The organism is Streptomyces sp. SUK 48, from assembly GCF_009650765.1.
Classification (GTDB): Bacteria; Actinomycetota; Actinomycetes; order Streptomycetales; family Streptomycetaceae; genus Streptomyces.
In genome coordinates this window covers 202,026-226,552 of sequence record NZ_CP045740.1, presented here as the reverse complement: position 1 = coordinate 226,552, position 24,527 = coordinate 202,026, and the positions used below count along the sequence as shown (strand labels likewise).

At 71.9% G+C, this 24,527-nt stretch carries 29 protein-coding genes; 14 read left to right on the top strand and 15 right to left on the bottom strand.

What is annotated here, in order from left to right:
* The first annotated feature begins 19 nt into the window (after positions 1-19).
* Positions 20-661 (top strand): MBL fold metallo-hydrolase, encoded by a 642-nt coding sequence (locus GHR20_RS00990; protein WP_194858764.1) that lies wholly within the window; start codon positions 20-22, stop codon positions 659-661.
* Between the two features lie 9 nt (positions 662-670).
* On the opposite strand, the gene GHR20_RS37205 is transcribed toward GHR20_RS00990, so the two are convergent.
* The 5 genes from GHR20_RS37205 to GHR20_RS00975 form a co-directional block, all read right to left on the bottom strand.
* Positions 671-1,039 (bottom strand): hypothetical protein, encoded by a 369-nt coding sequence (locus tag GHR20_RS37205; RefSeq protein ID WP_243877841.1) that lies wholly within the window; start codon positions 1,037-1,039, stop codon positions 671-673.
* Between the two features lie 177 nt (positions 1,040-1,216).
* A complete protein-coding gene (locus GHR20_RS37200; protein ID WP_243877839.1) occupies positions 1,217-1,897 on the bottom strand; it encodes an epoxide hydrolase in 681 nt (226 codons plus the stop codon).
* Positions 1,898-2,011: 114 nt separating this feature from the next.
* Positions 2,012-2,530, bottom strand: a complete 519-nt coding sequence (locus GHR20_RS00980; RefSeq protein WP_243877838.1) for a TetR family transcriptional regulator — start codon at positions 2,528-2,530, stop codon at positions 2,012-2,014.
* Between the two features lie 74 nt (positions 2,531-2,604).
* The gene (locus tag GHR20_RS36640) at positions 2,605-2,796 is read right to left on the bottom strand and encodes a hypothetical protein (protein WP_194859170.1); all 192 of its coding nucleotides are present in this window, start codon (positions 2,794-2,796) and stop codon (positions 2,605-2,607) included.
* A 108-nt stretch (positions 2,797-2,904) separates the two neighbouring features.
* Positions 2,905-3,972 (bottom strand): helix-turn-helix domain-containing protein, encoded by a 1,068-nt coding sequence (locus GHR20_RS00975; protein WP_153815760.1) that lies wholly within the window; start codon positions 3,970-3,972, stop codon positions 2,905-2,907.
* Between the two features lie 146 nt (positions 3,973-4,118).
* On the opposite strand from GHR20_RS00975, the gene GHR20_RS00970 reads away from it, so the two are divergent.
* On the top strand, positions 4,119-5,042 hold the full coding sequence (locus tag GHR20_RS00970; RefSeq protein ID WP_153811839.1) for an NADP-dependent oxidoreductase: 924 nt from the start codon (positions 4,119-4,121) through the stop codon (positions 5,040-5,042).
* A 384-nt stretch (positions 5,043-5,426) separates the two neighbouring features.
* Here the strand turns inward: GHR20_RS00970 and GHR20_RS00965 are convergent, their stop codons facing one another.
* Positions 5,427-5,963, bottom strand: a complete 537-nt coding sequence (locus tag GHR20_RS00965) for a PadR family transcriptional regulator (protein WP_111581532.1) — start codon at positions 5,961-5,963, stop codon at positions 5,427-5,429.
* Positions 5,964-6,144: 181 nt separating this feature from the next.
* Between GHR20_RS00965 and GHR20_RS00960 the strand changes: the two genes are divergently transcribed.
* Positions 6,145-7,596, top strand: coding sequence for an MDR family MFS transporter (locus GHR20_RS00960; RefSeq protein WP_153811838.1), 1,452 nt, complete (start codon positions 6,145-6,147; stop codon positions 7,594-7,596).
* Between the two features lie 631 nt (positions 7,597-8,227).
* Positions 8,228-9,289: a glycoside hydrolase family 11 protein gene (locus GHR20_RS00955; RefSeq protein ID WP_153811837.1), complete on the top strand. Its 1,062-nt coding sequence runs from the start codon at positions 8,228-8,230 to the stop codon at positions 9,287-9,289.
* A 333-nt stretch (positions 9,290-9,622) separates the two neighbouring features.
* Here GHR20_RS00955 and GHR20_RS00950 read toward each other — a convergent pair whose 3' ends face one another.
* From GHR20_RS00950 to GHR20_RS00945, 3 genes are all read right to left on the bottom strand, one after another.
* Positions 9,623-9,898 (bottom strand): DUF4190 domain-containing protein, encoded by a 276-nt coding sequence (locus GHR20_RS00950; protein WP_153811836.1) that lies wholly within the window; start codon positions 9,896-9,898, stop codon positions 9,623-9,625.
* Positions 9,899-9,900: 2 nt separating this feature from the next.
* The gene (locus GHR20_RS36635; protein WP_037652110.1) at positions 9,901-10,065 is read right to left on the bottom strand and encodes a hypothetical protein; all 165 of its coding nucleotides are present in this window, start codon (positions 10,063-10,065) and stop codon (positions 9,901-9,903) included.
* A 180-nt stretch (positions 10,066-10,245) separates the two neighbouring features.
* Positions 10,246-10,686, bottom strand: coding sequence for a VOC family protein (locus GHR20_RS00945; RefSeq protein WP_153811835.1), 441 nt, complete (start codon positions 10,684-10,686; stop codon positions 10,246-10,248).
* 328 nt (positions 10,687-11,014) lie between these two features.
* Between GHR20_RS00945 and GHR20_RS00940 the strand changes: the two genes are divergently transcribed.
* The gene (locus GHR20_RS00940; protein WP_243877836.1) at positions 11,015-12,649 is read left to right on the top strand and encodes an immunity 49 family protein; all 1,635 of its coding nucleotides are present in this window, start codon (positions 11,015-11,017) and stop codon (positions 12,647-12,649) included.
* Positions 12,650-12,977: 328 nt separating this feature from the next.
* Here the strand turns inward: GHR20_RS00940 and GHR20_RS00935 are convergent, their stop codons facing one another.
* Positions 12,978-13,481, bottom strand: coding sequence for a cupin domain-containing protein (locus tag GHR20_RS00935; RefSeq protein ID WP_153811834.1), 504 nt, complete (start codon positions 13,479-13,481; stop codon positions 12,978-12,980).
* An 80-nt stretch (positions 13,482-13,561) separates the two neighbouring features.
* On the opposite strand from GHR20_RS00935, the gene GHR20_RS00930 reads away from it, so the two are divergent.
* Together GHR20_RS00930 and GHR20_RS00925 are read left to right on the top strand one after the other, a co-directional pair.
* Entirely contained in the window at positions 13,562-14,413 is an 852-nt protein-coding gene (locus GHR20_RS00930; protein WP_243877835.1) for a LysR substrate-binding domain-containing protein, read from the top strand.
* Between the two features lie 137 nt (positions 14,414-14,550).
* The gene (locus GHR20_RS00925) at positions 14,551-14,814 is read left to right on the top strand and encodes a hypothetical protein (RefSeq protein WP_111581524.1); all 264 of its coding nucleotides are present in this window, start codon (positions 14,551-14,553) and stop codon (positions 14,812-14,814) included.
* 3 nt (positions 14,815-14,817) lie between these two features.
* Here GHR20_RS00925 and GHR20_RS00920 read toward each other — a convergent pair whose 3' ends face one another.
* Positions 14,818-15,495, bottom strand: coding sequence for a TetR/AcrR family transcriptional regulator (locus tag GHR20_RS00920; RefSeq protein WP_194858763.1), 678 nt, complete (start codon positions 15,493-15,495; stop codon positions 14,818-14,820).
* A 79-nt stretch (positions 15,496-15,574) separates the two neighbouring features.
* On the opposite strand from GHR20_RS00920, the gene GHR20_RS00915 reads away from it, so the two are divergent.
* Positions 15,575-17,257, top strand: coding sequence for a CocE/NonD family hydrolase (locus GHR20_RS00915; protein ID WP_153811832.1), 1,683 nt, complete (start codon positions 15,575-15,577; stop codon positions 17,255-17,257).
* Positions 17,258-17,599: 342 nt separating this feature from the next.
* On the opposite strand, the gene GHR20_RS00910 is transcribed toward GHR20_RS00915, so the two are convergent.
* Positions 17,600-18,205 (bottom strand): dihydrofolate reductase family protein, encoded by a 606-nt coding sequence (locus tag GHR20_RS00910; RefSeq protein WP_153811831.1) that lies wholly within the window; start codon positions 18,203-18,205, stop codon positions 17,600-17,602.
* Positions 18,206-18,515: 310 nt separating this feature from the next.
* Between GHR20_RS00910 and GHR20_RS37195 the strand changes: the two genes are divergently transcribed.
* Positions 18,516-18,752 (top strand): UBP-type zinc finger domain-containing protein, encoded by a 237-nt coding sequence (locus GHR20_RS37195; RefSeq protein ID WP_243878273.1) that lies wholly within the window; start codon positions 18,516-18,518, stop codon positions 18,750-18,752.
* 263 nt (positions 18,753-19,015) lie between these two features.
* Here GHR20_RS37195 and GHR20_RS00900 read toward each other — a convergent pair whose 3' ends face one another.
* The gene (locus GHR20_RS00900; protein WP_153811830.1) at positions 19,016-19,435 is read right to left on the bottom strand and encodes a DUF1398 family protein; all 420 of its coding nucleotides are present in this window, start codon (positions 19,433-19,435) and stop codon (positions 19,016-19,018) included.
* Between the two features lie 117 nt (positions 19,436-19,552).
* Here GHR20_RS00900 and GHR20_RS00895 point away from each other — a divergent pair, with 117 nt between their 5' ends.
* The 3 genes from GHR20_RS00895 to GHR20_RS00885 are packed head-to-tail and all read left to right on the top strand — an operon-like array spanning position 19,553 to position 21,032.
* Positions 19,553-20,050: a helix-turn-helix domain-containing protein gene (locus tag GHR20_RS00895; RefSeq protein ID WP_153811829.1), complete on the top strand. Its 498-nt coding sequence runs from the start codon at positions 19,553-19,555 to the stop codon at positions 20,048-20,050.
* Positions 20,047-20,835, top strand: a complete 789-nt coding sequence (locus tag GHR20_RS00890) for a DNA alkylation repair protein (protein WP_194858762.1) — start codon at positions 20,047-20,049, stop codon at positions 20,833-20,835. The genes GHR20_RS00895 and GHR20_RS00890 overlap by 4 nt, the downstream gene beginning before the upstream one ends.
* A gap of 32 nt (positions 20,836-20,867) precedes the next feature.
* Positions 20,868-21,032: a hypothetical protein gene (locus GHR20_RS00885; RefSeq protein WP_153811827.1), complete on the top strand. Its 165-nt coding sequence runs from the start codon at positions 20,868-20,870 to the stop codon at positions 21,030-21,032.
* A 52-nt stretch (positions 21,033-21,084) separates the two neighbouring features.
* Here the strand turns inward: GHR20_RS00885 and GHR20_RS00880 are convergent, their stop codons facing one another.
* Together GHR20_RS00880 and GHR20_RS00875 are read right to left on the bottom strand one after the other, a co-directional pair.
* Complete coding sequence (locus GHR20_RS00880) at positions 21,085-21,396, bottom strand: hypothetical protein (RefSeq protein WP_243877834.1); 312 nt, start codon at positions 21,394-21,396, stop codon at positions 21,085-21,087.
* 141 nt (positions 21,397-21,537) lie between these two features.
* Positions 21,538-22,443: a LysR family transcriptional regulator gene (locus GHR20_RS00875; RefSeq protein ID WP_153811826.1), complete on the bottom strand. Its 906-nt coding sequence runs from the start codon at positions 22,441-22,443 to the stop codon at positions 21,538-21,540.
* Positions 22,444-22,582: 139 nt separating this feature from the next.
* Here GHR20_RS00875 and GHR20_RS00870 point away from each other — a divergent pair, with 139 nt between their 5' ends.
* Both GHR20_RS00870 and GHR20_RS00865 read left to right on the top strand, forming a co-directional pair.
* The gene (locus GHR20_RS00870; RefSeq protein ID WP_153811825.1) at positions 22,583-23,401 is read left to right on the top strand and encodes a 3'(2'),5'-bisphosphate nucleotidase CysQ; all 819 of its coding nucleotides are present in this window, start codon (positions 22,583-22,585) and stop codon (positions 23,399-23,401) included.
* A 44-nt stretch (positions 23,402-23,445) separates the two neighbouring features.
* Positions 23,446-24,042 carry an NAD(P)-binding domain-containing protein gene (locus tag GHR20_RS00865; protein WP_153811824.1) on the top strand — a complete coding sequence of 199 codons (597 nt, stop codon included), beginning with the start codon at positions 23,446-23,448 and terminating at the stop codon, positions 24,040-24,042.
* The last annotated feature ends 485 nt before the right edge of the window (positions 24,043-24,527 follow it).

The window sequence follows — 24,527 nt, the reverse complement described above, 5'->3', positions numbered from 1 at the left end:
ACAGAGGGATGTGCTGGTCATGCAGCTCACCAAGTTCGGTCACGCGTGTGTACGGCTCGAGAAGGACGGACGCCGCCTGGTCGTCGACCCGGGCGGTCTGACCGACCCGAGGGCGCTGGACGGCGCCGACGCCGTGCTCGTGACGCACGAGCACTTCGACCACTTCTCGGAGGAGGCGCTGCGCCGGGCCGCCGCGGCGCAGCCCGGTCTGCGCATCTGGACCAACTCCTCCGTCGCCAAGCGGCTTGACGGCCTGGGCGCGCGGGTCACCGCCATCGGCGACGGGGACGCCTTCAGCGTGGCGGGCTTCGACATCACGGTGCACGGGGCCTGGCACGCGGTCATCCACCCGGATGTCCCGCGCGTCCCCAACGTGGGCTTCCTGGTGGACGGGACCCTCTTCCACCCCGGCGACGCCCTGACCGTCCCCGGGACTCCGGTCGGCACGCTGCTGCTGCCGGTGCACGCCCCCTGGTCCACCGTCGGCGACCTGATCGACTACCTGCGCGAGGTCGCTCCCCGCGACGCCTACGCCGTGCACGACGGCGCCCTCAACGACATCGGCACCGCCATGGTCGACGGCTTCCTCGGCGAACGGGGACCCGGGGTCCCGGCCCGCTACCACCGGCTGGCCCCAAAGACGAGCGTCCGCATCGGCTGAGGGCCGCCGTCACCGGCGAAGGCGGCTCCCTCCTCGCCGGCCCCCGGACCTGTCCCCGCCGCCCCTCACCGGCTCACGCGCCCGGCGCCGAGACGCGGGGCGGGGGCGGAGTTCGCGGAAGAACGCGGTGATGTCGTCGGCGAGCAGGCCGGGTTCCTCATGGGCGGCGAAGTGCCCGCCGCGGGGCATCTGCGTGCAGCGCGTGAGGCGGTAGGTGCGCTCGGCCCAGCTGCGTGGCGGCCGGGCGAGGTCCGCGGGGAACAGGGCGAGGGCGGTGGGGACCTCCACCCGCCGTACCCGTCGCGTCAGTTGGTGCGCGTACTCGTAGTACGGGCGGAACGACGTGGAGATCGCGCCGGTGAACCAGTACAGGGACACCTGGGTGAGCAGGAAGTCGTCGCCGAAGCGCGTGGACAGGTCGCCTCCGCAGTCGCTCCACGCCCGGTACTTCTCCAGGATCCAGGACAGCAGCCCGGCGGGTGAGTCGCTCAGGGCGGGAGCGAGGGTGAGGGGCCGGGTGTTCTGCTGGTGCGTGGAGCCCCCTTCCTCCGCCAGTCAGGCGGTGGCGGAGGCGAGATGCGACTCCTCCTCGGGCGTCAGCGAGGCGGGGTCGGGCTCGGCGGGGGCCGCGGCGGCGAGCAGATGGATGCCCACGACGGACTCGGGGTGCGCCTCGGCGAGCCGTGAGGTGACGCCGGCGCCCAGATCTCCGCCGTAGGCCGCGTAGCGCCGGAAGCCGAGGTGGTCGTGCATCAGCCGGTGCCAGAGGTCGTGGGTCTGCTCCGTGCCGCCGAGGGTGGGCCGCTGGGGGCTGAAGGGAAAGCCGGGCAGCGAGGGCACGATGACGGTGAAGGCGTCCCGGGTGTCCCGGCCGTGGCGGGAGGGAGCGGCCAGCCGCTCGGCGAGGGCCGTGAGTTCCAGGACGGTACTCGGCCGGCCATGGGTGAGGACGATCGGCAGGGCGTCCGGACGCTCGGCGTCGTAACGGAGGTAGTGCACCGGTGTGCCGTCGATGTCGGCGAAGTGGGACGGCAGCGCGTTGACGGCGGCTTCGTGGGTCCGCCACGCGTAGTCGGTGGCCCAGTACGTGACGAGGCGGCGGAGTTCGGCGGCGTCGGTCCCCGCCTGCCAGCCGTCGACCGGCCACGGCTCGGCCCACCGGGTGGCGCGCAGCCGGGCGCGGAGATCCTCCAGATCGGCGTCACCGACCTCGATGAGGGGAGCGGTTCTCGGCACGGTGTGCTCCTTGGTACGGGTATGCGGAGGGCGGGAGCGGGGGAGGCGGGTAGGGCGTCCAGGTCCCGTTCGCCGCTGGATCTTCGGTGGGCGGCGGTACTCGGGTACGGGGGCTCACGTGCCCGATCCGGTGGCCGGGCCGAGCGTCCGCACGATGGCCGTACGGGTCTCCGCGCGCGGTTCCGGCTCCGGGGAGAGCAGCGCGTGCATGATCATTCCTTCCAGGAGGGCATCGAGGCGGGCCGCGGTCTCCCGGCCGGTGAAGCGGGCCAGCACCGCCCGGCTCGACCCGGTCCACTCCTCGGTCAGCGCGCGCAGCGCGGGATCGCGCAACGCGGCCAGGTGCAGCTCGAACCCGAGGACGGCGCTGCGGTGCCGGTCCGGCCCGCCCCGGACCAGCTCCACCAGGACGTCGACCAGCTCCGCGCGCGAGGTCACCTCGGCGAAGAGCGCCTCGTACTCGGTGCTCCGCCGCTCGACGTACCGGGCGAACGCCCGCGCGCACAGTTCGGTCAGGCTCGCGAAGTGATAGGTGACGGAGCCCAGCGGCACGTCCGCCCGGGCGGCGACCTTGCGGTGCGTGATCCCGGCGACCCCCTCCTCGACGAGGACCTCGAGCGCCGCGTCGAGCACGCGCTCCCCGCGCCGCGGATCGTGGCGGCGCGCTCGGCCGCCGGGACCGATCCGATGCGCTCGGCTGCCGGTGGCTACCCGCCGCCTCCTCCGCCCCCGCCGCCGGTGTCGGGGGCGGTGGCGGGGCAGTGGTGGCCGCAGCCGGTCATCTCGCTGACGGCCCAGGTGGCGGCCGCGACTCCTCCGTAGACGATGCACAGCAGACCGATGAACACGCCGACGACGAGTGCGTACTCACGTGCGGTGCGTGATCGTGCCTTCGCCACGGGCTTCTCCTCCGATGTCGAGCCGTGGGGAGAGTGTCCCGCTGCGCGGCGGCCGGTGTCACCACCGGGCCCAAGAGCCTTTCGCGCGGTGGGCGTTGCTCAACCCGCTCAGGACACGGGCAAGCCCTGTGTGTCGGGCCGGCGCCGGTCGGCCGACGGCGGCTCGCTCGCGCCGAAGGCACGGCGGTAGGAGGCGGGCGACACCCCGAAGGCCGTTCTCATGTGCGCGCGCAGCGAGTTGGCCGTGCCGAAGCCGGCCCGGTGCGCGACCAGGTCGATCGACAGGTCGGTCGTCTCCAGCAACTGCTTGGCGAGCTCCAGGCGTTGTGCGGTGAGCCACTGCACCGGAGTCATGCCGACCTCGTCGCGGAACCTGCGGCTGAAGGAGCGCAGGCTCATCCGGGCATGCTCGGCGAGCCGGGCGAGGGTGAGCGGCTCGCCAAGGTGCTCCAGGGCCCAGGCGCGCGTCGCGCTGGTGCCCGCGACGGTGGGTTCGGGCACCGGACGGTCGATGTACTGGGCCTGCCCGCCGTCCCGCCACGGCGGTACGACACACATGCGGGCGGCCCGGTTCGCGGCGGCGGCCCCGTGGTCGCGGCGGATCATGTGCAGGCACAGGTCGACGCCGGCGGCCACGCCCGCGGAGGTCAGCACGTCGCCGTCGTCGACGAACAGGACGTCCTCGTCGAGCTTGACCTTGGGATAGACCCGGCGGAACTCCGGGGCGAGGTTCCAGTGGGTGGTGGCCGGGCGGCCGTCGAGCAGTCCGGCCGCGGCGAGGACATAGGACCCGGTGCAGATGGACACCAGCCGCGTGCCGGGCCGGATACCGGCGATGGCCGCGGCGATCCCGGGCGGCAGCGGTCCGCCACGGCCCAGTTCGGGCATGGCGTGCGTGGGCGGGACGATCACGGTGTCCGCCGCGGCCAGGGCCTCGGGGCCGGCCGCGGGCTGGACGGTGAAGCCCGCGTCGCTGAGCACGGGGGCGCCGTCGGCGGTGCAGACGGTGACGTCGTACAGCGGGCGGCCCCCGGCGTCGTACACGCTGCCGAAGACACGCGAGGGGATGCCGAGCTCGAACGGCGGCACCCCGGGCAGAGCGAGTACGGCGATCCGGTGCCGCCGTGGCGCGCCGCCCGTGCCGCCGGTCTCGTTCTCCCTCGCCGTCCACCGCATGTCGTCCATGGCCAGATCCTGGCACATAGTGGCCGTACGGCCAACACCGTGGCGGGCGGCGGTGGCCGATGCTGGGCTGCGTCGCGCTGGGGAACTCCGGGCGCGGACCGATACGAAGCCGAGAACAGTGAAGGATGAGGAAGACGATGCGTGCGGTGGTCGTGGAGCAGTGGGGCGGGGCCGAGAACCTGGTCGAGCGCGAGATGCCGCGCCCGGAACCGGGGCTGGGCGAGGTCCTGGTCCGGGTGCACGCGGCCGGGGTGAACCCGGTGGACTGGAAGACGCGTGCCAGTGGGGCTCTCATCGAGTGGGGCGCGGTCCCCGCGGTCGGATGGGACGTGTCGGGCACGATCGAGGCCGTCGGTCCCGGGGTGGGCATGTTCCGCCCCGGTGACGAGGTCTTCGGAATGCCGTCGTTCCCCCGCCAGGCGGGCGCCTACGCCGAGTACGTGGTGGCACCGGCCCGGCATCTCGCCCCCAAGCCGGCGGCCCTGACCCACGTGGAGGCGGCGGCCCTGCCGCTCGCGGCGCTCACCGCCTGGCAGGCCCTCGTCGACACCGCCGGTCTGCGTCCCGGCGAGCGGGTGCTGGTGCACGCGGCCGCCGGCGGGGTCGGCCACCTCGCCGTACAGATCGCCAAGGCCCGCGGCGCGTACGTCATCGGGACGGCCGGCGCGGCCAAGCACGACCTGGTGCGCCGACTGGGCGCCGACGAGGTGATCGACTACCGCGCGGTGCGGTTCGAGGACGCGGTGCGCGACGTCGACGTGGTGTTGGACGGACTGGGCGGAGAGACGGCCGAGCGGTCCCTGAAGGTCCTGCGGCCCGGCGGCCGGCTGATCACCCTGCCCGGCCCGGACGACGTTCCCACGGCCCAGGACGGGGTGCGGGCGGTGTGGATGCTGGTCGAACCCGACCACCTGGGGCTGCGCGAGATCAGCGCCCTGGTGGAGCGGGGCGCGCTGCGGCCGGTGATCGACACCGTGGTGCCGCTGGCCGAGGCCGCGAAGGCGCACGAGATCGGTGAGCGGGGCCGCACCGCAGGCAAGATCGTGCTGTCGGTCGTCTGAGCCGCACCTGCGGCCAGCCTCTGTTCCGGCTCCCGGTCAGCCCGCTGACGCCCGGCGCCGCCACCTTCATCCAGGTGGCGGCGCCGGGCGTTCAGGCGGTTACAGGGCGCCGATGGCACCGGCCTGGTCGGCCGGGTGGGTGCTTCGTGGCGCGTCCGCCGTCACCCCTGAGCAGGACGGGGGCCGGCGGGCGTCCTCAAAAGCTTGCCGCCCCGGCCCGCGTATATGCCGCCCGGCCCGCGATCTGCCGGTGCCCCGCCGGGTGACGCCGCGACCGGTTGTCGGGCCGGGCTCCACTGCGTCTCCTTTACGGATTCGCCGCTTCACGGACTCGCCGCGCGCGGTGGCTCTCGGACCCCGGCGCGACGCACACGGGACCGCCCCTCAGGCGCCGGCACGCCTTTCGAGATCCTCCGCGGTGTCGGCCGCCCACTGCCGAAGCATCTGGTGGGTGCGCAGGCCCAGGTCGATGGCGTAGAGGCCGAAGCGCGGCGACTGCGCTGTCGTACGGGCCTCCACCTCCGCCTTGAGCGCCTCCATCTCGGCCAGCCGGGCGGCGAACCTGTCCTCTTCGGCGCGCATCACGGCTGCTCCCTGCGCCGGCGGCAGGAGGGTGACGAGAAAGCCGCGCAACGCGGTCTCGTCCCGCACGTTGCGATGCGGATCGCCGTCGCAGGCCCAGTGGGTGATCTCCTCCCGGCCCGCGTCGGTGACGGTGTAGATCTTGCGCCCCCGACCGTCACCGACCTCCTCGACGGTGACGGCTCCCGACTTCACCATCTTCGCGAGCTCTGGATAGATCTGGCTGTGCTTGGCCTGCCAGATGTGGTTGACGGAGCTGTCGAACTGCTTGGCCAGTTCGTAGCCGGAGGCGGGGCCGGTGAAGGCGAGGGTGCCGAGGAGGGCGATCCGGAGGGACATGCCGTCAGCATACCTCGAACTTGACCTGTCAGTCTCTACCTGTCAGTGTCTACGTATGCCGGACGGTCGTCCGGCCTGCCCGAGGCCACCCGGATGCGGGACGCGCGGCATTTCCCCCATCTCCTGACGCCTCGGGCACCCCGGATCTTGCATGTCAAAAACTACCTGTAGGGCCTTACCTATGAAGCAGCACAAGAAAACCGCGCCCCACCACGGACTCCTGCTGGTCGCCATCCTCGGCGGCATGTTCCTGTCCATGCTGGATCAGACGATCGTCGGCACGGCCCTGCCGAGGATCATCCAGGACCTGGGAGGTGACGACCTCTACACATGGACGGTGACGGCCTACCTCCTCGCGTCCACCGTCACCGTCCCGCTCTACGGCCGGCTGTCGGACATCTACGGCCGTAAGCGGCTGCTGATCATCGGCATGGTGGTGTTCCTCACCGGCAGCGCCCTGTGCGCCCTGTCGCAGAACATGGGCGAGCTCATCGCCTTCCGCGGTCTCCAGGGTCTGGGAGCCGGCGCCCTGATGCCGCTGTCCCTGGCCATGGTCGCGGACACCGTCCCGCCGGAGCGTCGCAGCCAGGCCCAGGGTGCCGTCGGCGGTGTCATGGCCCTGAGTTACGTGATCGGCCCCTATCTGGGCGGCGTGTTCACCGACCACGCCAGCTGGCACTGGGTCTTCCTGGTCAACCTGCCTATCGGCGCCGTCGTACTCGGCATCATCTGGCGGCTCCTGCCCGGCGGCGGGGGCATACCGGACGCCGGCCGCCCCGACTACGCGGGCATCGGCGTCCTGTCCGTCGGGATCAGCTCGCTGCTGATCGGCCTGACCATGAAGGGGGTGGACGGCCACACCTGGACCGACGGCGTCGTGCTCGGCCCCATCCTGCTCGCGGCCCTGCTCCTGGTTCCCTTCATCCTGATCGAGAACCGGGCCGACCAGCCGATCATGCCGCTGGGCCTCTTCCGCAACCGCGCGTACACCCTGGTCAGCGCCGCTTCCTTCTTCTCGGCGTTCTGCCTCTTCGCGGCCGTGATCTTCCTGCCCCGCTTCTTCCAGGAGGCGCTGGGCCACAGCGCCAGCTCCAGCGGTCTGCACCTGTATCCGCTGATGATCGCCATGGTGACCGGCAGCCTCCTCACCGCCACCATGATCAGGAAGTCCGGCGGCTACAAGATCTGGCTGCTCGGCGGGACCGTCCTGGCCGGAGCGGGAGCCGCGCTGTTCACCCGGCTCGCCCTCGACACGCCGCTGCTGACGATGTCGTTGTGGATGCTGCTCATCGGCCTCGGTATCGGTCCGATGCTCTCCGGCCTGACGATCGTCATCCAGGCCAACGTAGGCCCCGCCGACCTCGGCACCGCCAGCTCCAACATCACCTTCTTCCGGCAGATCGGCGGCTCCATCGCCCTGGCCATCGGGGGCAGCCTCTACGCGGACGCCGTCACCGGCCACATCCACGACGGGATGCGCCAGGCGCAGGCCGCCGGCACGGCCAGCGCACTGCCCTGGCTCTCCGTCATCGGCGCCGCGGCCGCCTTCCTCGCCGTACTGTTCCTGCCCGCCCCGCGCCGGAACCTCGACAGCGAGGCGACCAGGGAAGCCTCCCTCGCCGCGCTGGGGTGAGCACACCGTCCCGCCCGCGCACACCACGCCAGCCGTGACGACCCCCGGCCCCCGTACCGCCTCCTTCCTTCCGGATGCGGTGCGGGGGCCGCCACGGCTTGTGGCGCCTCGCCGGGCCCTCGCAACTCGCCCGACCGCCCGCCCGGCTCACCGGGAACCGTCCTGTCCGGGGCTCTCGAAGCCACTGCCACCGCGCCACTGCCTAGCTGGAACCCGGCAGGTCTTCATCGCCGTGAGTGTGCTCGTCTCGCTCGAAACTTTCGATCGCATGGCGACCTGTCGGTATGTCAGATGTGCTGATCGTCGCCTGAGTTGCAAGATTGTGCTGGGCAGAGCGCGGTAACTGTTCTCTGAACAGGGAAAATGCTCCTCCCGGCGGAAGCTCCCCGGTCGGAAATATTTCGAAACTTCTACCGAAACTGTTGACACCCGTCGGTCGCCGTCCAGACTGTTCGCCATCGCCGGTGCCCATCACCGGCGGTCCGGCCCGCACGCCGACCCGGCCTCCGGAGGCGGCATTCGACGGCCGGATGTGTCATGCCCCTGTCATTCATGGTCGTCCTCGACCGGTGGTGATCAGGGGCCCGGCACACAGCAGGCCCTCCACACCCGCACAAGGAGGAAACACCCCATGAGTACGCTGACCCGCGTGCCGCGCCGCAGACGCGGCCTCGTGGCCGCCGTGCAAGGGCTCGTCGCCGCCGTGGTGGCGGTCGTGGTCGCCTTCGCGCTGACCGGCCCGGTCCAGGCCGCCACGACCATCACCTCGAACAGCACCGGCACCAACAACGGTTACTTCTACTCGTTCTGGGAGCAGTCCAGCGGCGCCACCATGACCCTGGGGTCGGGCAGCAACTACAGCCTGACCTGGAACACCGCCTCGCAGAACGTCGTGGCCGGCACCGGCTGGAACCCGGGCACGACCAACGCCGTCTCGTACTCGGGCACGTGGAACTGCAACGGCAACTGCTACCTGTCGCTGTACGGCTGGACCACCAACCCGCTGATCGAGTGGTACATCGTCGACAACTACGGCAACTACAACCCGAGTTCGGGCGCGACCAAGCTGGGCTCGGTCAGCAGTGACGGCAGCACGTACGACCTGTACAAGACGACCCGCGTCAACGCGCCGTCCATCGAGGGCACCGCGACGTTCGACCAGTACTGGGCGGTCCGCCAGTCGAAGCGCACCGGCGGCACCATCACCGTGTCGAACATCTTCAACGCCTGGAAGAGCCTCGGCCTCAACCTCGGCACCCCGAACTACGAGATCCTGGCCACCGAGGGCTACCAGAGCAGCGGCAGCTCCGACATCACCGTCACCAGCGGTGGCGGGGGCACCACCCCGCCGCCCACCAGCCCGCCTCCCACCACCCCGCCGCCGAGCGGCGGCGGTTGCTCCGCGGCCTTCACCGACTCCTCCGACTGGGGCTCCGGCTTCACCGGCTCGGTGGCGGTCAAGAACAACGGCTCTTCCAGCATCAACGGCTGGACCGTCAAGCTGACCTTCCCCGGCAACCAGACGGTCACCAGCCTCTGGAACGGCAGTTACACCCAGTCCGGCAACACGGTCACCGTGAAGAACGCGAGCAACAACGGCTCGATCGGCGCCGGAGCCGGCACCTCCTTCGGGTTCAACGCCAACTACTCGGGCGGCAACGGCGCTCCGACGGTGTCCTGCACCGCCGGCTGAACCCGACGTACGGAATGACCCGCCGCTGAACCGACTTCGACCGGCGTATCGGCGAGACCCTGCCCGGTTGGCCGGCGTCGTGCCGGACGAGGGCGGCGGCGAGGTGGAGTGCGGCCTGGCGGGCGAGGGCGAGTTCGTCGCATCGGGTGGCCAGGCCGCGCCACTGCTCGCGCGGGTCGACACCGTGTTCGGCGGTGGTGCCGCTCGCGGGCGGCAGACCTGGCCGGACGGCTGCGGAGGCACCGCGCGGATGTCACACCTGCCTCGGCCGGTTCACGGTGTCGTGCCCGGCCCGGAGTTCGCGCCGCGCACGGCGCCGGTGCCCCGGAGTGCTCAGCCGCCCCAGACCGACCAGGAGGCGGCTCCGTGGAGGGACGCCAGCAGGGCGAACACGACCAGGTCGGCGATGCCGAGCCCCAGTCCGAGCAGTGCCCGGGAGCGGCGGGGGGTGTTCCGGCGCAGGGCGATGACGGCGAGCACGATGGCGATGGGGCCGAGGACCAGATTGAGGACGAGCAGTCCGAGAAGCCCCAGGACGAAGGAGGCCACCGCCATGCCCTCGGTGTCCCGGCGGCCCGTGCGCGCGGAAGGCGGTGCGGTCAGCCGCATGATCAGGCCCTCCTCGTCCGGCCGCGCCGGCGCCGCTCGCGTCCGGCGAACACGACGAGCCAGCCGACGATCACGGCCCCGACCACCAACGTGACGGGCCACGGAAGGTAGGCGGCCGAACCCAGGATGATGCCCAGCAGGAGCAGGGCGACGACCAGGAAGAGCACGTCTACCTCCTCGGCCCGACGGTGCCGGCGATGGACGACGGTTCGCCGTTCTGTGCGTACGGCGACCTCTGCGACCGTTTCCTCAACGCGTTCATGAAATCGCCGTTACCCCCGAGTACGCGTCTCACGCGCCCGGGGGCGTCACGGACCGGCCCGCGCGGTGGCACGCGGACCGGCGCTTCAGCCCAGTTGCTCGGCCAGCCCGACGATGATGCCCGCCGGGCCACGCAGGTAGCAGAGCAGATAGCTGTCCTCGAACCGGGCGATCTCACCCACCAGTTCGGCGCCGTGAGGACGCAGCCGGGCGACGGTGTCCTCGATGTCGTCCACCGCGAACATGACGCGGTGTGTGCCCAGAATGTTGTGCGGCCGGTTGCGCGGCTCCACGCTGGTCGCCTCGGGGTTGCGGTACTTCGCCAGTTCGAGCCGGCTGTTGCCGTCCGGGGTCCGGACCATCGCGATGTCACAGCGGACGCCGTCCAGCCCGGTGCACCGGTCGGCGAAGAGACCCTCGACCTCTGCCCTGCCCTCCAGTTCCATACCGAGTTCCACGAAGAACGCGATGGCGGCATCCATGTCCTCGACGACGATGCCGACGTTGTCCATCCGCAGGATCGCCATGATGGTTTCTCCTTCTTTCTCGCTCCTGATGCCCTGGGGACGCAGCCGGCGGCGCGTTCTCGCGGGGCACGGCGGCCATGCTTCCGCACCGGGGTCGACCTGTCTCTGTGAGCGGCCTGCCGCCGCGGCCTCCGCCGACCGCCGCAGGCGTCTGCCTGTCAGACCCAGCGCCTAGGGTGAAGTGAGATCGATCAAGGAGCGGGGCAGTGCGAATAGAGCGTCACCAGGTGGACGAGGCGGCCGTGTCGGCGGCACGCGAGGACTTCACGAACCGCATCGGGGGTCAGGTGCGGTCCATGTCGCGGGGCGGCCGGATGACCACCTACGAATGGCAGTCGATCGCGGACGAGTTCCTCGACTACCTGGGCGCCCTCTCCGCCGCGACCCCCGACCTCGGCATCCCGGAGGCCAAGGCCGCTCTCAAGGACGCCTCCGAAGCCGCGGCCGGCGCCGTCGCCTACGCCGCCTACCACCCGCACTGCGGCTTCCAGGTCTTCCTGGACTACGTGAACTTCGGCATGAGCTACGACCCCGGGGACGACCACCCCAGGAGAGTGTCACCCCCGCGGCGTGGATCGACGCGCTCTGCCTCGCCGTTCTCCGGGACAAGGCCGAGTGGCACGGCGAGGCGTTCCACTTCGCCCGGGTCAAGTTCGCCGCGCGGGCGGAGGCGACGCCCCTCGGCGAGCTCGCCACCGGGCTGACGGCCGTGGTCCTGGACGACACCGGCGACGACGAGGAGTACCCGCCGAGCGCGCAGGCCAAGCTCGCCGCCGTCGACGCGGCCCTCGACCGCGTCCGTGCCCGTGCCGAGGAGATCCGCGAGCCCCTCCTGGAGGGGCCGGACAGTGCGGCGCTGCGCACGCTGCGCGCTCTGGCCGCAGGGGACCGGGACGCCTTCGACGCCGAGCTGGCCGGCCTCCTGGCCAAACACGCCGCCCGGCACGGTCGTACGGCCTCCCCGAAGACCCTGCTCCCGCTCGTCCCCCTCGCGCTCGCCGCGCTCGCGTACCGGACGCTGGGCTGGGCGACCGCCGTCCACAGCGACTACCTCCCGTACGCGCTGATCACCGGCTTCGAGACACGAGGCCCGCGGGTCGGGGCGTTCGGCCGCGACCGGCGACCGGACGCGGTCGCCGCGCTCGCCGCGGGCCCGCTGGTGGTGGAGAGGCCGGACCGCGAGCGGACCGTGCACCCGCAGGCCGAGGCCATGGACGAGAAGGGGGCCGAGGAGGCGTTCAACGCCACCGACGGAGAACTCCTCGCCGTACGGCGGCTCGACAGCATCATGGGCGGCCAGGAGCGCCTGTTCAAGTGGCATGCGGGAGATCACGACGATCTCACGGAGGCCCAGCTCGCCCCGCTGCGGCTGGCCGCCCGGACGGCCGCGGCCCTGTTCCGCGTCGCCCTTGCCGAGCCGGGAACCGAGGTCGAGGTGACCGTCGACGGCCGCACGCTGCGGTGCCCGGCCGAGCGGTCCGAGGAGGCCGTCGCCCACAACTGGCACAAGGCCGTCGCCTTCGCCCTGATCACCGGGGTACGCGAGGACCTCGCCCCGCTGGTCCTCACCGGCCCCGCCTTCGCCCGCCCGGACGGTTCCGCGTTCAGCGCCTACCGCGAGGCCCTGCACGCCTACCTGACGGGCATCGACACCGAGCAGGCCGTACAACGCGCGCTCCAGCAGGACGAGAAGGCCGCGGACTGGGGCTTCGCCATGCCACCGGCCGTGCTGCTGTCGCAGCTCGTGGAGGGCGACGAGGAGAGCTTCAACCTCGCCCTGGCCGACGCTCTCGAAGCCCACCGCGCCTACTACGCGGTCGCCGACCGCGCCGACGATCCGGACGCCTCGATCAACCTCGACATCCTCGCCCTGGCCTGCCACGCCCGCCGCCGCGGCTGGACCATCCGCGTCGAGTCCCGCTACCTTCCGCCGAGCCTTCTCCGCGCCGCCCAACCCTTCTAGGGCAGGAACCGCCACGGTGAAACGCCTGCGTCCCTCAGCCGGAGAACGGGGACGGGCCGACGCCTGCGCGTGGCCGTGCGAGTGCGGCGGGGGAGCCGGGCGTCGGCTGGTTCACCGTGGGGCTGATCCCGCGAGAGCGAAGTCCCTGTTCGCCGATCAGCAGGTGGACGGCGATCGCGCCGGTCTGGAGGAGTACGAAGCCGATGGCCGCGGCGAACGCCGTTCAGGGTCCACCCGTTCATGGTGACCCGGAGGCCGGCATCCGGCCGTGCCCTTCCGGTCGAAGGCGTGTGGCCATGCCATGCCAAGCCATGCCGTGTCGTCGGCTTCAGGCGGGATCGGCGGGCTCGGTGGCGGGCTCCGTCGCGTAGCGGCTCATCGCGTCGATGTTGGCCTGGGGCGTCAGCGGTCGGCCGGCGGCGAGTACGTCCTGGAGGTCCCGGAAGTACTGCACGTACAGGTCGGGGGTGAACGTGCTGAGCAGGACGGCGGGTTGGTCGGTCGGGTTGGCGAAGGTGTGCGGAGTGCCGGGCGGCACCATCACGAGCGTGCCCGTGCCGGCGTCGTAGTCCTCCTCCCCGACGGTGAACCGCACGGTGCCCGACAGGACGTAGAAGCCCTCGTCGTGTCGGGCGTGGCGGTGCTGCGGCGGCCCCTGGGTGTGCGGGGCGAGGACGGACTCGGTGATCGCGAGGCGGTGCCCGGTGTGGCTGCCGTCCTCCAGGACCCGCATGCGTGTGGGCCCCAGGACGATCACCTCGCCGTCGCCGGGACCCGTCACCGATACGGCGGGGCGGTGCTGCGGCTCGCTGCTCTTCGCTTCTTCGATCATGCCCCGAGTTCACCGCCGGCACCCCCGACCTGTCCAAGACCTGTCCCGCGTCGCCGATACCTCACGGGTATCGTCGCAGTGTGGAGCTACGGACCTTGCGCTACTTCGTGGCGGTCGCCGAGGAACTCCACTTCGGCCGGGCCGCCACCCGGCTGCACATGAGCCAGCCGCCGCTGAGCCGGGCGATCAAGCAGCTGGAGGCCGATGTCGGGGCCCTGCTCTTCGCCCGCTCGCCCGCCGGCGTCACCCTCACTCCGGTGGGCACGGTGCTGCTCGACGAGGCGCGCGCCCTGCTCGACCACGCCGACCGCGTCCGGGTGCGCGTGAGCGCGGCGGCCGGCGTCGCGACCCTCACCGTCGGCATCCTGGGCGACGGCACCGACCCGGGAGTGGCCAGGCTGGCCGCCGCCTACGGCCGACACCACCCCGGCGTCGACATCCGCGTCCGTGACACCGATCTGACCGACCCGACCTGCGGGCTGAGCGCGGGACTGGTCGACATCGCGCTGACCCGGGCACCGTTCGACGTGACCGGCCTGACGGTGCGTGCGCTGCGGACCGACCCGGTCGGTGTGGTCCTGCGGGCCGATGATCCGCTGGCCCGCCGCGACGGGCTGCCGCTGGCCGAGCTGAGCGACCGCCGCTGGTTCCAGTTCCCGCAGGGCACCGACCCCGTCTGGCAGTCGTACTGGAACGGGGGCAGGCCACGCGAGGGCCCAGTGGTGCGCACCGTCCAGGAATGCCTGCAAGCGGTGCTGTGGAACGGCACGGTCGGCCTGGCCCCGCTCGGACACGACCTGCCCGCGGAACTGGCCGTGGTGCCGCTGACCGACATGCCGCCGAGCCGGGTGGTGGCGGTGTGGAACGAGGGCGACACCAACCCGTTGATCCGGTCCTTCGTCGAGATCGCGACGACGGCGTACCGCCACTGACACCGGCAACCACCCGGGACGAACCCGAGCACGACGCGCGGGACTTCGCCATGTCACGGCTCTGCCACAGCGGTCGTACCAAACCCGCACGGCACGTCACACTGATTCCCTCATCACCACAGTCCAGGGGGGACGACATGGGGTTCATCAACAACGCCAAGGCGCGCGGTGCCACCGACGAAGCCCGCAAGGCCGTGGCCGAAGGACGCACCGTCCTCGTCTACAAGTTCATCGAGGCGAACAAGACGAGCACGACGACCGCTCCGATGGCCGGGATCGGCGAACAGATCGAGGCGGTGGAGGCGGAGGGCTGGCGACTCGACCAGATGGCCGCCGCCGAGAGCAAGACCCTCAGCGGCGAACGCATCGGGCTGGTCTGCCTCTTCCGTCGCCGTATCTGACCCTCACGCCCTGCTTACGGCGGTGCCGGCGGCGCCGGTGCCGGGGGCGAGGATGGCCGCCGTCAGGGTGCGTTTCATCCAGTCGCGAAAGTCGTCGCGTTCGTAGCCGAGACGGCGGACCAGAAGGTCGTAGGTGTCAGGGCTCGCGATCGTCCACGCCGTGTCGATCGCGGCCTCGCGGGTGAGACCGTCGGCCAGCGCGGCCGCGGGGATGTCGTCGAGTACCCGGGCGAAGAGCCCGCGGCGGAGGAGCTGGAGTTCGTCCCAGTCGGCGGCGATCTCAGGGTCGACGGCCGAGGCGTCGCGGTACAGGCGCCATCCGGTCGCGGCGCGCCCGGCGACCTCCGCGACGAGATCGGCCAGCTCCGCGAGCCGCTCCGGCGGTGGCATGCCCGCGAATCGCGAGGCCGCGTCCTTTGGGGACGAAGCCGTTCCGGAGAGGGCCTTCTCCATGTATCCGCGAAGAAGCTCGCGTTTGCTTCCCCACGCCAGGTACAGGGTCGGCACGGAGACGCCCGCCGCGGCGGCGAGCCGGGTGACCGTCGTCCCCGCGTATCCGTGTGCCGCGAATTCTTCGGCGGCGGCCTCCAGCAGCCGATGGCGGGTGTCACGCCGCAGAGCGTCCCCCACCCTCTTCTGGCGACTGCGGTGCTTCGGATCGCCGGCTTCGTCAACGGTCATGACGGCAGCATACCCCCGTGCTTTTAAGTGCCGATCAAGTGAACTAGAACACCACTTAAAAGCATGGTAGGACGGTGTCATGAAGAAGAGCACGGTCGATCGGCCCTGGAAGCGCCCCGGCGCCGCCGTCTACGCACGCCACCGGATCGCGAAGGCGCTGCGCCCTCCGGTCTCCGTCTACCCGATGCCGTCGGACATCAGGAAGGACGAGGACGTGCAGGTGCGCATGCGTGACGGCGTCACGCTGCGCCTGAATCTGTTCCGCCCCGCCGGTGACGGCCCGTTCCCGGTTCTCCTGTCGGCGCACCCCTACGGCAAGGACTCCGTGCCGAAGCGCAGGCGCGGGAAATGGTCGCTGAACCCGCAGTTCCGGATCATGAACCAGTCGGAGCCGCTACGGATCTCCGACCAGACCAGCTGGGAAGCTCCGGACCCGGTGTGGTGGGCCCAGCGGGGCTACGCGGTCGTCAACCTGGACACCCGTGGCGGCGGTCGCTCCGAAGGGCGCGGCGATCTGCTCTCCGACCAGGAGGCCGACGACATCGCCCAGGTGATCGCATGGGCCGCGGCGCAACCGTGGTCCACGGGCCGGGTCGGCATGCTCGGCGTGTCGTATCTCGCCCTGTCGCAGTACAAGGTCGCCGCGCTCAATCCGCCCGCCCTGAAGGCGATCGCCCCGTGGGAGGGGTTCACCGACGCCTACCGCGACTTCTTCACCCCCGGCGGTGTCGTCGAGAACGGCTTCGCCCGGGTCTGGCTGCTCCTCACCGGCCGAGTGGCCCGCCTGCGGACCGACCTCGCGGCCGAGCGGCGCAAGCACCCCCTCCGAGACGCGTGGTGGGAATCCCTGACCCCTCGCCTGTCGAGGATCACTGTCCCGATTCTGGTCTGCGCCAGCTTCTCCGACAGCAACCTCCACAGCGTGGGGTCGATGCGTGCCTTCCAGCGCGTCGGGTCCGCCGAACGGCACGCGTACACGCATCGCGGACCCAAGTGGGCCTCGTTCTACGGCGCGGAAGCCCTCCGGACCCAGCTCGCGTTCTTCGACCGGTACCTGCGCGAACGGGACGTTCCCCCGCCGCCCCGCCTGCGGCTGGAGATCAGGGACCGGCTCGATCACGTCGTACAGGTACGGGACGAGCGGGAATGGCCGCTCGCCCGCACCGACTGGCGCCGGCTCCGGCTCGGCGAGGGGGGCGCCCTGAGCGATGCCGAGGGCGGCGCGGGGAGCGTCACGTTCGACCTGCGCCGCGAGGCGGCCGTCTTCGACCACCGCTTCGACGAGGACACGGAGCTGAGCGGCCCGATGACGCTGCGACTACGCGTGGCCACCACCGGCGCCGAGGACCCGAGGCTCTTCGCCGGAATCGAGAAGTGGTCGCACGGCGCGCCGGTCCCGTTCGAGGGCTCCTACGGCTACGGGCGCGACCTGGTCGCACAAGGCCGCCTCCGCCTCGCGCTCCGCGAACTCGACCCGGTGCTCAGCACCCCCCACCAGCCCGAGCACACCTTCCGGACGCTCCAGCCGGTCCGGGACGGTGAAGAGGTCGACGTGCTCATCCCGCTGAGCTCCTCGGCGACCCTCTTCCGCGCGGGCGACCAACTGCGGCTCACGGTGGCCGGCCGCTATCAGCGACCCCGTAACCCCTTCTTCGGCCATTTCCCCACCCACTACCGACCGACCACCTCGGGAAAGGCCACCATCCTCTGGTCGCCCGGAAACGCTTCCACGCTCGAGATCCCCGTCATCCCGACGACGTGACCGGCCCGCACCCGCGCAGCCCGCCGGCGCCTCCGGCCAGGAACACCTCGGCCTTCCGAAGCCTTCCCCCACCTCGACAGCGTCGAGGTGGGCCTGGGCTGGTTCGGCCGATCCACCCCGGCCTCGTCCGGGCCGCCCACCCGCCTTGCCGAGCCCCTGCTGCACACCGCGGCGGTCCGCACCGCGGCGGTCCGCGGCGCGGTCACCAGGCTCTCTCCCACCGCCTCCCGGAGCCACGCGCGAACCCGACGCCGGCCGCCCCCTGCCCACATCGGCGCTCACCGGCCCCGACCCCTACGAAATGACCGGCTCCCTGCCCGAGCCCGTTTCCGAAAACACGCCTCAGTAGCTGTCGTACCGGGGCTCACCGTTCGGCCGGTAGACGCCGACGACGGTGCCCCCCTTCGTCGTCGAGACGCTGACCGGCTCCAGCGCGGCGGGGATCGCGCCGTCGGCGAACAGCCGCTTGCCGGTGCCGATGATCACCGGATGGATGGTCAGCCGGTACTCGTCGACGAGGCCGTGCCGCATGAGGGTCTGGGCGAGGTCGCCACTGCCCACGACGTTGATGTCGCCGCCGTCGGACGCTTTCAACTCGCTTACGGCATCGGCGACATCGCCCTCCAGCAGCGTGGAGTTCCGCCATTCGACAGCTGTCAGGGTGCGGGACGCCACGTACTTGTGCATGCGGTTCATCCGACTGGTGAACGGGTTGTCAGGGTCGGCGGTCGGCCAGTACGACGCGAAGATCTCGTACGTCTTGCGGCCGAGCAGCATCGCGTCGGAGGACTCGTACCAACCGGCGATGGCCGCCCCGACCTCGTCGTCGGACGAGGGCTTCTGCCAGCCGCCGTGCTCGAAACCGCTCTGCGTGTCCTCGTCGGGACCGCCCGGCGCCTGCATGACGCCGTCGAGCGTGAGGAACGTACAGATGATGATCTTGCGCATGGTGCGCTCCCTTCGTCGACGGGTAGACCGCACAACCGCCGCTGACTCATCGGATTCCCGCCAGGCGGATATCCCGCCGACGGCCGTCCGCTCCCCGCGCCGGAGTGAGCACGTCGTACGCGACGACGGAGCTTCTCATCGCATCCGCACGCACGCCCACACCCGAAAGAATGGGCGCCGGACGGTGTGGACCGACGACGGCAGGGAGCGAGGCGCTGCGGTGACGGTGTGGAGAGTACGACCGGACGGTGGCCGCCCGCAGGGCCGTACGTGTCCGCACGCGGCGGCCGCGGGTCCGCAACCGGCGCCCCTGAGCGGCGCGTGCCTCGACTGCGTCGCCCGCGGACGTCACGAGCGCCGCTTGCGACTGTGTCTGACCTGCGGCCACGTGGGATGCAGCGACAGCTCTCCCGGCGCGCACGCCACCGCTCACTACGAGTCGACCGGGCACCCTCTCGTGCGCTCGACGGAACCCGGCCACGAGTGGGCCTGGTGCTACGTCGACGAGTTGTTCCTGGAACCGGGCGGCGGCCGCGGGCCGGCGTGACGCCCCGCCCGAAGTGGTACGCGTACGGCCGCGACCGGTGCCGGCCCCGGACCGGGCCCCGCACCGCCGTGCGGGGCCCGGGAGCGCACCGCCTCCCAGGTCCCTCGACCGACGGGCGCTCGACCGGGCGGCAGACCCGGTCCCTCGGTAGTCCTTTCCGCTCGCGCCCCCGGAACGGATGCGCGGGAGTGCCGCCCGGATCCGGAGGGGGCCGGAGCACCGGCCGGCGGCGGGGTTCGTCACAAGACACCGGCTCCGGTCTCTCAGGGGAGCGTGACGCACGGGTAGTCCTCGGTGTAGGAGTCGCCGTCGCTGCCGTAGTAGGTGCAGGTGCGGGCGGCGGTGTCGACGTCGTACCAGGCGATCCCGGCGTCCCAGCAGGCGCGGACGAATGCGGGGAACGTCGTCTCGCCGGCTTGGTCCGCGCGCAGTGCCGCGACCAGGGCCGCCTCGTCGAACCGCGGCGCGAGCGCGAAGCCGGTGACCAGCGGTTCGCCCTGGACGACGACGTCGCCGTGCTCGGTCAGGTACAGGAAGGCGTTGGCCGGGACGGCCATACGGCAGTGGGTCACGCCCGCCTGGCGCAGGCTCTCGGCGAGGTAGGGAAAGCCGCCGGCCTTCGGGCGGGCGGCCGCGCCGCGTTCCATGGCGGCCTGAAGTCGGCTGATGGCATCGGTGGTCATGGTGTCTCCCTGGTGGTTCTCGTCCGGGCGCGCATGGATCTTGGACGAGGCGCGCCACTATGGCAGTATGTTGTCATAGTGACAACATGTTGTCGATTGTGGAGGTGGGATTCCGGTATGGCGGATGAACTGGCCCTTCTCGTGGCCGATGTCTACGAGGCGGCGGGTGCGCTGCGCCGCGCAGGCGAGGCGCTGGCGGCGGCGGAAGGGCAGACGCAGGCGCGCTGGCAGCTGATGAGCGCGGTCAGCGAGCAGCCCTTGCCCGTGGCCCGCGCGGCGCGCCGCCTCGGGATCGCCCGCCAGGGCGTGCAGCGCATCGCCAACGACCTGGTCCGCGACGGTCTCGCCGAGTACCTCGACAACCCCGACCACCGCACCTCACCGCTGCTCGCCCTGACCGCTGTCGGGCACGGGACGCTCGACGCCATCACCGCCCGGGCCACCACCGCGCATCGGGTCATGGCAGAGGGCATCGCGGGAAGCGATCTGGCGACCGTCCGGGAACTGCTGCGGCGGCTGACCCGGCAGACGGACGACTGGGCCGACACCGCCGGCCAGGCGCGCGGTGCGCGCCCGAAGGCCCGCACCGCGACCACGCGCGAGGAGGGCGCGTGAACACCGCTGACGGCGCATCAGCACGTCCGGCGGAAGACCTCCGTGCCGCCCTGCGCGCGCTGGCCGACCCCGCTCGGGCCGACCAGCAGCGCGCATACCTGCACAGCGACCTGGATCATCTGGGGGTCCGCGTGCCCGACCTGCGCCACTGCGTCACCCGAACCCGCCGGGCTCTGGGCGCCCAGTCCGGCTCTGCGGTGCTGGCCCTCGCGGGCGCGTTGTGGTCGGCCCAGGAGGGCTCCGGGAAGCCCGTGTACGACGACCGCCGGGCAGCGGTGGAGATCCTGGTGCAGTACGCGGGGGCACTGGACGCCGCGAACCTCGAGGACGTCGAGACGCTGTTGCGGCAGTGCCGCACCTGGGCGCTGGTGGATCCGCTGGCGGTGCACTGCGCCGGCGCCGTCGCCCTGCGAGACGCAGCCGCGGGCAAGGTGCTGGACCGGTGGATCGCGGACCCCGACTTCTGGCTCCGCCGTGCCGCGCTCCTCGCGTTGCTGCCCGCCATCCGCGTCGGCCGGCCCGACAGCGATCGGCTCACCCGCTACGCGGACGCCCTCGTCCACGAGCGGGAGTTCTTCCTGCGCAAGGCGCTGGGCTGGGTACTGCGCGAAACCTCCACCCGCGACCCGCGATTCGTCAGGGACTGGCTGACCCGCCACGGCGCCCGCGTCGCCCCCCTCACCCGCAGAGAGGCGCTACGCCGCCTGACGAGCGAGGAGGATCAGGACCGTGGGGAGCGGCGACGCGCAAGGCGGGCGGATGCGCCTCTACCGCCACGTCAATGACCCCGGGCCGGGCGTCGGCGACCGCGGGGGGCATGCACCTGATCCAGCTCTGGCCGGCCCCCCGGACGGCCCCCGTGCACCCGGACATCAGCGAAGCGGACCGGCAGGCGCGGGCCGACGAGGCCGCGGACATGACCGATCCCGCAGCGAACTGCACCGCCGCATACGCCTGCACCGACGGCGGTGAGGCCAACTGACCGTGTTGACGGGCGTGTTCGCAGGCACCAGGGCCGCCCGGCGCGAACCCGGTCACCAGCGGGCTCGCAGCACACCGTCGCCATCCGGCAGGACGGCGCGGTGCAGCGGGCGGCGTTCGCCGAGGTCCAGGGGAAGGGCGCGGGCCGCCCGCGCGCCGGCCACCACGGCGGCGAGCCGCTGGTACTCGGTGTCGTCGACGACCGCGTGGCTGATCGTGCCGTCCCGCTGTTCCCGGACGAACTGCACCGGCCCCTCCTCGGGCAGCGCCGCGAGAACCGCGCCGACATCGGGGACCAGATCGGGCCAGACGGTCAGCAGGGCGCGCGGCCCGAGGCCGGCGCGTACCGCGTCGAGGTTCTCCACACTGCTCCCTGCACGGTCGGAAGAGTTGCCGGCGTAGTCCGGGACGACGCGGGCGCGGCGGGCGGCAAACTGAGCCCAGCCGCCGTGACCGCCCGGGGCGAGACGCGGGGCCTGCGCTCCCGGAGCCGGTGGCGGCTCCGGCTACGGCGCTTCGCGCATGGTCAGCGCGGTCCGTGCCAGCCCGCGCAGCCAGGTGTGGGCGTGGTCGGTGTCGTAGCGCTGATGCCACGACAGGTAGACCGGTGCGGGCGGCAGATCGAGCGGCAGAGGGAGCAGGACGAGGCCGAGGTCGGCGACCGCGGACCGCGTGGTGGCTTCGGGGACACTGACCAGGAGATCGCAGCCGCGCGCGAGCTCCAGGGCGGCGGCTTCCGTGGGCGCGGTGGCCACCACGCGACGGGTGAGGCCGAGCGGCGCGAGGGCGTCGTCGATGGCGTTGTGGAGGTTGCCGCGCCGCGAGACGGTGACGTGCTCGGCGGCGGCGTACTGCTCCGCGGTGACGGTCCTGCCACGGGCGAGGGGGTGCCCCTGCCTGACGACGATGACGAGGCGGCTCTCGCCCACCTTCTCGGCGCGGATGTCCGGTGCGCTCGGGCGGTTGGCGTTCGCCTCCAGGTCCACCTCGCCGCGCCGCAACCCGGGTGTGTCGAGGCTCGATTCCGCGACGAAGCGCAGGCGCACGCCGGGCGCCTCCGCGCGCGCCGCCGCGAGCAGCGCGGGGCCGCTCAGGGCGACCAGGGAATCGTGCCAGCGAAGCGTGAACGTGCGTTCCAGCGTGGCCAGATCGAGTTCTCGGCTCGGTGCCAGCACTCCCTGGACCTGGTGCAACAGCTCGTGCACCTGTTCCCGTACGGCGATCGCGTACGGCGTGGGGGTCATCGTCCGCCCGGTGCGTACCAGGATCTGGTCCCCGGTCGTGCGCCGGATCCGGCCCAGACTCCGGCTCATCGCGGGGGCGGTGACATGCAGGCGCGCAGCGGCCCCGGCCACACTGCCCTCCTCCAGCAGCGCGTCGAGCGCGGCCAGGAGATTCAAATCCAATTGCATGCGAGTAATCCTAGCCGTGCCTGACATGCATTTGAAGTTAATCAAAGGGCTCTATACCTTCGAGAGCAGAGCGCGGGAGCAGGGCACGCAGCCCAGCCCGGCCAGCCTCAACACCTCTTCTTCCAAAGGGAGTTCCGCCGTGTCCGAGACCCTTGAAGCCGTCGGCATCGCCGCCTCCGACGCCGACCTGCTCGACCAGACCGCGATCGCCGTGCGCGCGGCCGGCTCCGCGCTGCGCGAGCGCTTCGGGGAGGTGGTCCGCTACCAGACCCGCGAAGAGCTGATGCGCGCGCTCGCCGCCAACGACGAGGCGGCCCTCGACATCCTGCGCCCCCGCCTCACACGGCTGCGCCCGCAGGCCGGCTGGGTGGAGGACGAGCTGGACGGCGGGGCGCTGCCGCCCGGCGAATGGTGGGTCGTCGACCCGGCCGAAGGCAACGTCAACCACCTGCACGCCCTGCCGGAGTGGGCGGTGACCGCCACCCTCGTACGCGAGAACCAGCCGGTGCTCACCGTGGTCCACCTGCCGATGACCGGCGAGACCTACACCGCCCGCACCGGCGCGGGCGCCCACCTCGACGGCCGGCCGCTGCACGTCTCCCGGACCACGGACCTCGGCCTGGGCATCGTGGCCACCAGCCAGGCCCGGCCCGACGAGGAGGACGAGGTCGTACGCCGCGTCGGCTCCTCGATCACCGCCATGCTCTTCGACGCCCTCGTGGTCCGCACCGCCGTCCCCGCCACCCTGCACCTGCTGAACGTGGCCGCCGGCCGGATCGACGCCTTCTGGCAGTTCGCCGGCGCCCGCGCGGACCTCCTGCCCGGAACCCTGCTCGTCACCGAGGCCGGCGGCCGGATCTCCGACGCCGAGGGCCGCCCCTGGACCCCGTGGAGCGAGAGCTTCCTGGCCGCCGCACCCGGCATCCACACCCAGGCCGCCGCCACCCTCACACGCTGACCGCGCACCACCACCCGCACCTGCACACACGGAGGAACCAGCCCATGACCACGATCACCGTCCTCGGAAACGGCCGCGTCGGCGGCAACCTGGCCGCGGCCCTCACCCGGGCAGGGCATGAGGTGAGGGTGGCGGACCGCACGCCGGGCGCCGCCGCGGACGCGGCCCGCACCGCCCGGATCGTCATCAACGCCACCCCGGGCGCCGGCTCGCTGGACCGGCTCGCCGCCCTGCGCGAGGAACTGCGCGGCAAGATCCTCGTCGATGTCTCCAACGCCACCGTCGACGGCCCCGACGGGCTGCCCGCCGACCTGGTCTACCCCGGCTCGAGCCTCGCCGAGCGACTCCAGGAAGCGCTGCCCGAGACGCGCGTCGTCAAGACGCTCAACACCATGCTCTTCCCGGTGATGACCGCGCCGGGCGCGCTCACCCAGGCACCCGACGCCTTCCTCTCCGGCGAGGACCCGCAGGCCAAGCAGACCGTCCGCGAACTGCTCGTCAGCCTCGGCTGGCGCGAGGAGTGGATCACCGACCTCGGCGGGATCCACACCGCCCGCGCCACGGAGGCCGCGATCCTGTTCGTACCGCATGTGATCCGCTCCACCGGATTCGCGCCCTTCGCCATCTCGATCGCCCGCTGACCACCACCCTCGCCCACCGCCGACTGCGCGGCCGGGGCCCAGCCGGACGCAAGGCGCGCCTGGAGGTGAGGCGGTAAGACCAGCCGACTCAGGGGATCGCGGCACCGGGGCTGGGGAGTCGGACGGGTGCGCTTGCCCTTCACGCTCTCGGGGAGGGACCGTCTTGACCGGTCACGATTTGTCATGTTCGTATCCAATGTCGCGCCGTGTGGGCTTCGCCGTCGTGGCGACCGCGGCTGTCGTGGGGGCCATGACTCCTGCGGCATCGGCCGAGCCGGTACCGGCCGCCGCCGAGGTGGTGCTGGCGCCGTACGGCAAGTCGTTCCTGCCCGAGTACCTCTACTCCGCGGGACGGACCGGATTCCTGCACCGCGCGTACGGCCGCGGGTGGCAGTGGACCGACTACGCCACCGGCGAGTCGATGACACCGGATATCCCGGCGGACGGCAGCGTGGGACGGATCTTCGACACCCACGCCGACACGA

Excerpts from the sequence above, each read along its gene's own strand:
- GHR20_RS00975 (WP_153815760.1), bottom strand. The coding sequence starts at position 3,972 with ATGCGGTGGACGGCGAGGGAGAACGAGACCGGCGGCACGGGCGGCGCG.
- GHR20_RS00895 (WP_153811829.1), top strand. The coding sequence starts at position 19,553 with ATGGCGGATGAACTGGCCCTTCTCGTGGCCGATGTCTACGAGGCGGCG.
- GHR20_RS00940 (WP_243877836.1), top strand. The coding sequence starts at position 11,015 with ATGGCAGTCGATCGCGGACGAGTTCCTCGACTACCTGGGCGCCCTCTC.
- GHR20_RS00900 (WP_153811830.1), bottom strand. The coding sequence starts at position 19,435 with ATGACCACCGATGCCATCAGCCGACTTCAGGCCGCCATGGAACGCGGC.
- GHR20_RS00950 (WP_153811836.1), bottom strand. The coding sequence starts at position 9,898 with ATGCGGCTGACCGCACCGCCTTCCGCGCGCACGGGCCGCCGGGACACC.
- GHR20_RS00910 (WP_153811831.1), bottom strand. The coding sequence starts at position 18,205 with ATGCGCAAGATCATCATCTGTACGTTCCTCACGCTCGACGGCGTCATG.
- GHR20_RS00875 (WP_153811826.1), bottom strand. The coding sequence starts at position 22,443 with ATGCAATTGGATTTGAATCTCCTGGCCGCGCTCGACGCGCTGCTGGAG.
- GHR20_RS00945 (WP_153811835.1), bottom strand. The coding sequence starts at position 10,686 with ATGGCGATCCTGCGGATGGACAACGTCGGCATCGTCGTCGAGGACATG.
- GHR20_RS00915 (WP_153811832.1), top strand. The coding sequence starts at position 15,575 with ATGAAGAAGAGCACGGTCGATCGGCCCTGGAAGCGCCCCGGCGCCGCC.
- GHR20_RS00955 (WP_153811837.1), top strand. The coding sequence starts at position 8,228 with ATGAGTACGCTGACCCGCGTGCCGCGCCGCAGACGCGGCCTCGTGGCC.
- GHR20_RS00925 (WP_111581524.1), top strand. The coding sequence starts at position 14,551 with ATGGGGTTCATCAACAACGCCAAGGCGCGCGGTGCCACCGACGAAGCC.
- GHR20_RS00990 (WP_194858764.1), top strand. The coding sequence starts at position 20 with ATGCAGCTCACCAAGTTCGGTCACGCGTGTGTACGGCTCGAGAAGGAC.
- GHR20_RS00885 (WP_153811827.1), top strand. The coding sequence starts at position 20,868 with ATGCACCTGATCCAGCTCTGGCCGGCCCCCCGGACGGCCCCCGTGCAC.
- GHR20_RS00865 (WP_153811824.1), top strand. The coding sequence starts at position 23,446 with ATGACCACGATCACCGTCCTCGGAAACGGCCGCGTCGGCGGCAACCTG.
- GHR20_RS00935 (WP_153811834.1), bottom strand. The coding sequence starts at position 13,481 with ATGATCGAAGAAGCGAAGAGCAGCGAGCCGCAGCACCGCCCCGCCGTA.
- GHR20_RS00920 (WP_194858763.1), bottom strand. The coding sequence starts at position 15,495 with ATGACCGTTGACGAAGCCGGCGATCCGAAGCACCGCAGTCGCCAGAAG.
- GHR20_RS00970 (WP_153811839.1), top strand. The coding sequence starts at position 4,119 with ATGCGTGCGGTGGTCGTGGAGCAGTGGGGCGGGGCCGAGAACCTGGTC.
- GHR20_RS00965 (WP_111581532.1), bottom strand. The coding sequence starts at position 5,963 with ATGTCCCTCCGGATCGCCCTCCTCGGCACCCTCGCCTTCACCGGCCCC.
- GHR20_RS00960 (WP_153811838.1), top strand. The coding sequence starts at position 6,145 with ATGAAGCAGCACAAGAAAACCGCGCCCCACCACGGACTCCTGCTGGTC.